The sequence below is a fragment of the Bacteroidales bacterium genome, from assembly GCA_021648725.1.
Classification (GTDB): Bacteria; Bacteroidota; Bacteroidia; order Bacteroidales; family JAADGE01; genus JAADGE01.
On record JAKISF010000063.1, the window covers coordinates 1 to 5186 of the forward strand.

Below are 5186 nucleotides of genomic sequence, written 5' to 3' on the forward strand. Positions count from 1 at the left end.
CATCTTGCCGACAAAGATAATAAGTTAATTTATTGTAGCAAAATTATTTATATATTTTTTAGATTTTATTTTCTTGCCCACACTTTTGTCTCAAAACCTGAGCCTTTGCCTATAAACAAAGGGGTAGGCAGGTTTTAGGCTGATGAACTTCCGATATAAAATACAAAGCTAAAGGCGAAGTTTGCAACTTCGATTTAGCACTATCCTAAAAACTGTGTAAAGTTGATTTCCCTCTTTCCCTTATTTTTCGAAAAATAAGGGAAAGAGGGAAAATTATTATATTTATCAACTAAAACACAGAATCATGACAAAAGAAGAATTATTAAACAGTGATTTTTTAAAGCAATTTAAAGACCCCGCCGGTGCTCGTTTGCAACGAGTGCCTTATCTGCATGCTGTTAACATATAATCTATTTTTATTCATTAATTACAAGTTATTTGTTGTGCCGATTATAAAACAATATCAATCATACTATCTAGAATCTGCATAATTTCGAGCTGAACTGAATAAATAATCTTCCGGATGTTCCACAATCAATTCTTTAACCGGATTTTGATGAATAAAGTCTAATTTACGCCATTGCAAACAATTACCGGTAAGAGTATTGAATAGTAATCCTATTTTTGTCATTCAACAGTTTTTTCAATAACGAAATTAAAGTATTTTTGCAATTATAATAGTTTCTGATGCATATTTTTTACACCCCCGACATATTAAGCGATACATATACACTTTCGCAGGAAGAATCTAAGCATTGCATAAAAGTGTTAAGATTAAAAAACGGAGATAAAATACAACTGATTAACGGAAAGGGGAAATTGTTTGTAACCGAAATTACGGATGATAATCCTAAAAAATGTTCGATTAAGGTGGTTGATATTCGAAAAAAAGAAAGACGAAAAGAATATTGTTTTCAAATAGCTGTTGCTCCTACAAAAAATATCAGTCGTTTTGAGTTTTTTCTTGAAAAAGCAACGGAAATAGGCGTTGATGAAATTATACCGTTTATCAGTCGTTATTCGGAAAGAAAAACTGTTAAACCCGAACGGCTCGATAAAGTAATTATTTCAGCAACTAAGCAATCAAAGGCTTTTTTTAAACCGGTATTAAATGAATTAAAAAGTTTTGTTGAAATAATCAATTCCGATTTTGAAGGTGAAAAATATATTGCACATTGTTACGATTCGGATACTAAAAAGCATATAAAAGAAGTTTACGAAAAGGGGAAAGATGTATTAATTTTAATCGGTCCGGAAGGTGACTTCTCAAAAGAAGAAGTGCAAAAAGCTGTGTCAAAAGGTTATATGGAAGTAAGTCTTTCGGATGCTCGTTTAAGAACAGAAACTGCCGGTATTGTGGCTTGTCAAATTATTGATTTTATGAATTTTTAAAGTTAAAAGTAAAGGAATGTATTTAAAGCGATTTTTATCAGTATTATTTTTAATTATTTTCAGCTTTTTTGTGCTTTCAGCACAAACTTATAAAATAGCTTTGCTGAAATACAACGGCGGCGGTGATTGGTATGCTAATCCGACTTCTTTACCTAATCTTATTGATTTTTGCAATAAAAACTTAAAAACTAATATTGAAAAAGAACCGGTTACGGTTGAAGCAGGCAGTCCCGAAATTTTTAATTATCCTTTTTTACATATGACCGGACACGGAAATGTTATTTTTTCAAATTCTGAAATACGAAATTTACGAAATTATTTAATCGGCGGCGGTTTTTTACATATTGATGATAATTACGGTATGGATAAATACATTCGCAGAGAATTAAAGAAACTTTTTCCGGATAATAACTTAATTGAATTGCCTTTTAATCATGAAATTTTTCATCAAAGCCATAATTTTAAAAACGGTTTGCCGAAAATACATGAACATGACGGAAAACAACCGCAAGCATTCGGAATTATTATTGAAAACAGATTAGTTTGCCTTTATACATACGAATGTGATTTAGGTGACGGCTGGGAAGACGAAGAAGTTCATAAAGATTCGTATGAAACAAGAACAAAAGCTTTAAAAATGGGTGCAAATATAATTCAATATGCATTTACTAAATAAATTGCATATTTTTCCTGTAAAATTATTGTCTTTAAAAAAATATTTATACTTTTGCAGCCTTTAAAACTAGAATATTTAAAAAAAAAATAACGATGGATTTATTAAAAATTGTTGAAAGCGAATTTGCAAAAGATCTTGACTATCCTGAATTTGGTGCAGGTGACACAATTACAGTAAGTTACAAGATTATAGAAGGTGAGAAAGAAAGAATTCAAGATTACAGAGGAATTGTAATTCAACGAAAAGGAGAAGGAACAACAAAAACTTTTACGGTAAGAAAATCTACCGGAGGGATTGGTGTTGAAAGAATTTTCCCGTTATATTCCCCTTCTGTTGATAAAATAGTTGTTAATAAGAAAGGTAAAGTTCGAAGAGCAAGAATATTCTACCTTAGGAAATTAACAGGGAAAAAAGCAAGAATTAAAGAAAGAAGATTCTAAATATTTAAAAAGGCTTCAAAAATTTGAAGCCTTTTTTTATTGTTCTCTTGCAAAGCTGATTACTTTATAAACTTTTCCTTCTGAATTTTTAACCGGAACGTAAATACTGTATATTCGAACTAAGGCATTTTCAACATTAATAACTTGCTCAAATTCCATTTGTTTACCTCTTTTTAGTTCCCTCCAAAATTTATTAAAAGATTCTTTGTTTTGAATTTCAGAACTGAAACTTCCTTGAACTTTACCTATTATATCTTGCTTTTCCTTTCTTAATAATTTTAAAAAATTATCACTGATGTCAGTAACTCTTCCGTTTAAATCAAATTGAGCAATATTTGCAACAGAATAAACAGCATTAAAAGTATTAGTAATCTCTTCTAACTTAATATTTAATTCTTCTGTTGATGCTTGCATTTCTTCAATATTCTGTCTTATTTCTTCCTCCTGAGAAGCTGCTTGTTCCGACTTAATTTTTGTTTCTCGAAGTAATTCTGCAGTTCTTACATTTATTTTCACCATTTGAATTGCAGATGCAATACTTTCACTAATTTGCTCGACCAAATCAATTTTATATTGTTCAATACCTTGAAAAGATGCCAGTTCAACAACCCCGAATACTTCTTCATGGAAAATAAGAGGTACTAATAATAATGTTGCGGGATTTTCTTCGCCTAAACCTGACGTAATACTTAAATATTTTTCAGGTATTTTAGACATAAAAATTGTTTCTTTTTCTAATATACATCTGCCTACAAGACCAACCCCCCAAGGAATCTTCTTTTTCAACATTTTTCTTCTGCTGTAAGCATAACTTGCTAAAAGTTCAATATATTTATTATTATCAGCATCTTCATTAATAATAAATAATCCGCCTTGGTTTGCATCAATATAATTTACCAAATCACTTATAATTGCATAAGCCAGCTCTTCCAAATTATCCGAATGCTCCCTTATAATTTCAGAAAACTTAGCAGCACCGATTGTTGCCCACTTCTGTTTTTCATCAATCTCTTTTCTTTTTATATCTGTTTCTTGGGCTTGTTCCAAACTTGCTTTCATATCAAGTAAAGAATTGGCTATTCTGTCCTCATCTGTAAGTGACTTATAATCAACATTAAAATTGCCCTTTGTGATTTCTTCAATAAATGAAGCTGTTTTATCTAAGTTTAAATTAATTGTATTTATTGAATCGTTTATTTCGGCAATTTCATCATTCTCGGAAGTTTCCAAATCTTTTATTTCTGACACTTTTCCTGTTGCCATCGCAGTCAGCACAGTTGATGTATTTTTAATTCGTTTCAAATATTTTTCAGAAATTATAAGAATAATAATACATAAAACTAATAAAGTTAAAACAGACAAAATAATAAATCGAAAATTAAACTTGCTTAATAAACTGTTAAATTTATTTGTAGAACTTATTACAATTAATGATAGGTTTGTAGATTTTGATTTGAACTTTAATTGACTAATATTTATATGATACCTTTTCTTATTTTGCTTACTGTAAAAAACAAAACTTTTATCTAACTGATTAACTGAATTTTTAACAGCATTTTTTAAATCGTTATTTTCATCATTAAAGAAGATTGTATTTTTTATATTAAACAACTCATTATTAAAAGAAAGCATTAAGTCTAAATCTAAACTCTCATCTTTAATTTCTGTATCATCAAATATTTTTTTAAAATTAAAATCTATTCCCGCAATTCCTACAATTTCATTGTTTTTATAAATCGGGGCTGCAAGAGAAAAAAGAAAGTTATTTTCATCTTTATATTTATCTTTTTTATGAGAAAATAATTTGATTTCTTCCGGTGTATTTTTTATAATAATGTAAATCTCATTATAAAAGTTATCATCACCGATTATTTTATTTTTGTATTTAATTTCATTTTCAATTCTTGAATATTGACTTATTATTCCGTTTTCTTTCTCATCTTTAAAAAGCACCCAAACAGAAGAAAAGTCTTGGTGATTTACAATTACATTCTTCAACACATTTAATTGAGATTCATTTAACTCGGAACTGTTAATCTTTGTGTTTTCAAAAAAAACTTTAACAGAGTTAATTACTTCAATATCATTTGAAATCTTTTCATTTGCAGTTATCGTATAATTTTCAGCAGTTTTTGAAGAAACTGTTTCAATAGTACTGTCATTATAAGAAGTAATGTTACTTAATATTAATACATATATCAAAACAAATAAACAAATTAACGGTAAAATTATAAATATTATCAATTTTGATTTTATACTCAAATTCATATTTCTAAATTTTATAAGCAACTAGTAATATGCAAATTAAGACACTATAAGTTTTCAGTAATATATTTTTGCAATTTACATAAAAGTTATTTGCTGATTTTTACAGAAATTTCTTTTTTATTCTTATTCTCACTTTATACAAAATTACATTTTAATTTTTAATGAACAAACTTTAAGTCTTTACAAGTCACTTTCATCCGAAAGTTTTTCAAAATTAGTTAAATTTATCTTGTAAGCCCAATAAAATAGGTTAGGTTCTTTTGTTTTTCAAGAAAATAAGTCTGTCTGAAAATAGATTTTCTTCTGTGGCTTGCCTCTTACTCTTTTGACCTCTTTGCTGATGTGGTTACATACATAGTAGTCTAATGTCAGATAAAATGATAAATATATTCTGATTTTTTCTGCAAAAT

Annotated in this window: 5 protein-coding genes; 3 read left to right on the forward strand and 2 right to left on the reverse strand. The window is 28.3% G+C overall.

The genetic code is table 11. From position 1 onward, the window contains the following. Positions 1–472 precede the first annotated feature (472 nt). A complete protein-coding gene (locus tag L3J35_13615; GenBank protein ID MCF6367221.1) occupies positions 473–631 on the reverse strand; it encodes a hypothetical protein in 159 nt (52 codons plus the stop codon). Between the two features lie 56 nt (positions 632–687). On the opposite strand from L3J35_13615, the gene L3J35_13620 reads away from it, so the two are divergent. From L3J35_13620 to rplS, 3 genes are all read left to right on the forward strand, one after another. Continuing rightward, positions 688–1392, forward strand: a complete 705-nt coding sequence (locus tag L3J35_13620) for a 16S rRNA (uracil(1498)-N(3))-methyltransferase (GenBank protein MCF6367222.1) — start codon at positions 688–690, stop codon at positions 1390–1392. Positions 1393–1408: 16 nt separating this feature from the next. Next, positions 1409–2068 (forward strand): DUF4159 domain-containing protein, encoded by a 660-nt coding sequence (locus tag L3J35_13625; protein MCF6367223.1) that lies wholly within the window; start codon positions 1409–1411, stop codon positions 2066–2068. Positions 2069–2160: 92 nt separating this feature from the next. Beyond that, the gene (gene rplS / locus L3J35_13630) at positions 2161–2508 is read left to right on the forward strand and encodes a 50S ribosomal protein L19 (protein MCF6367224.1); all 348 of its coding nucleotides are present in this window, start codon (positions 2161–2163) and stop codon (positions 2506–2508) included. Between the two features lie 36 nt (positions 2509–2544). Here rplS and L3J35_13635 read toward each other — a convergent pair whose 3' ends face one another. Beyond that, positions 2545–4776: a GAF domain-containing protein gene (locus L3J35_13635; GenBank protein ID MCF6367225.1), complete on the reverse strand. Its 2232-nt coding sequence runs from the start codon at positions 4774–4776 to the stop codon at positions 2545–2547. Between the last annotated feature and the right edge of the window lie 410 nt (positions 4777–5186).

Excerpts from the sequence above, each read along its gene's own strand:
- L3J35_13620 (MCF6367222.1), top strand. The coding sequence starts at position 688 with ATGCATATTTTTTACACCCCCGACATATTAAGCGATACATATACACTT.
- L3J35_13635 (MCF6367225.1), bottom strand. The coding sequence starts at position 4,776 with ATGAATTTGAGTATAAAATCAAAATTGATAATATTTATAATTTTACCG.
- L3J35_13615 (MCF6367221.1), bottom strand. The coding sequence starts at position 631 with ATGACAAAAATAGGATTACTATTCAATACTCTTACCGGTAATTGTTTG.
- L3J35_13625 (MCF6367223.1), top strand. The coding sequence starts at position 1,409 with ATGTATTTAAAGCGATTTTTATCAGTATTATTTTTAATTATTTTCAGC.
- rplS (MCF6367224.1), top strand. The coding sequence starts at position 2,161 with ATGGATTTATTAAAAATTGTTGAAAGCGAATTTGCAAAAGATCTTGAC.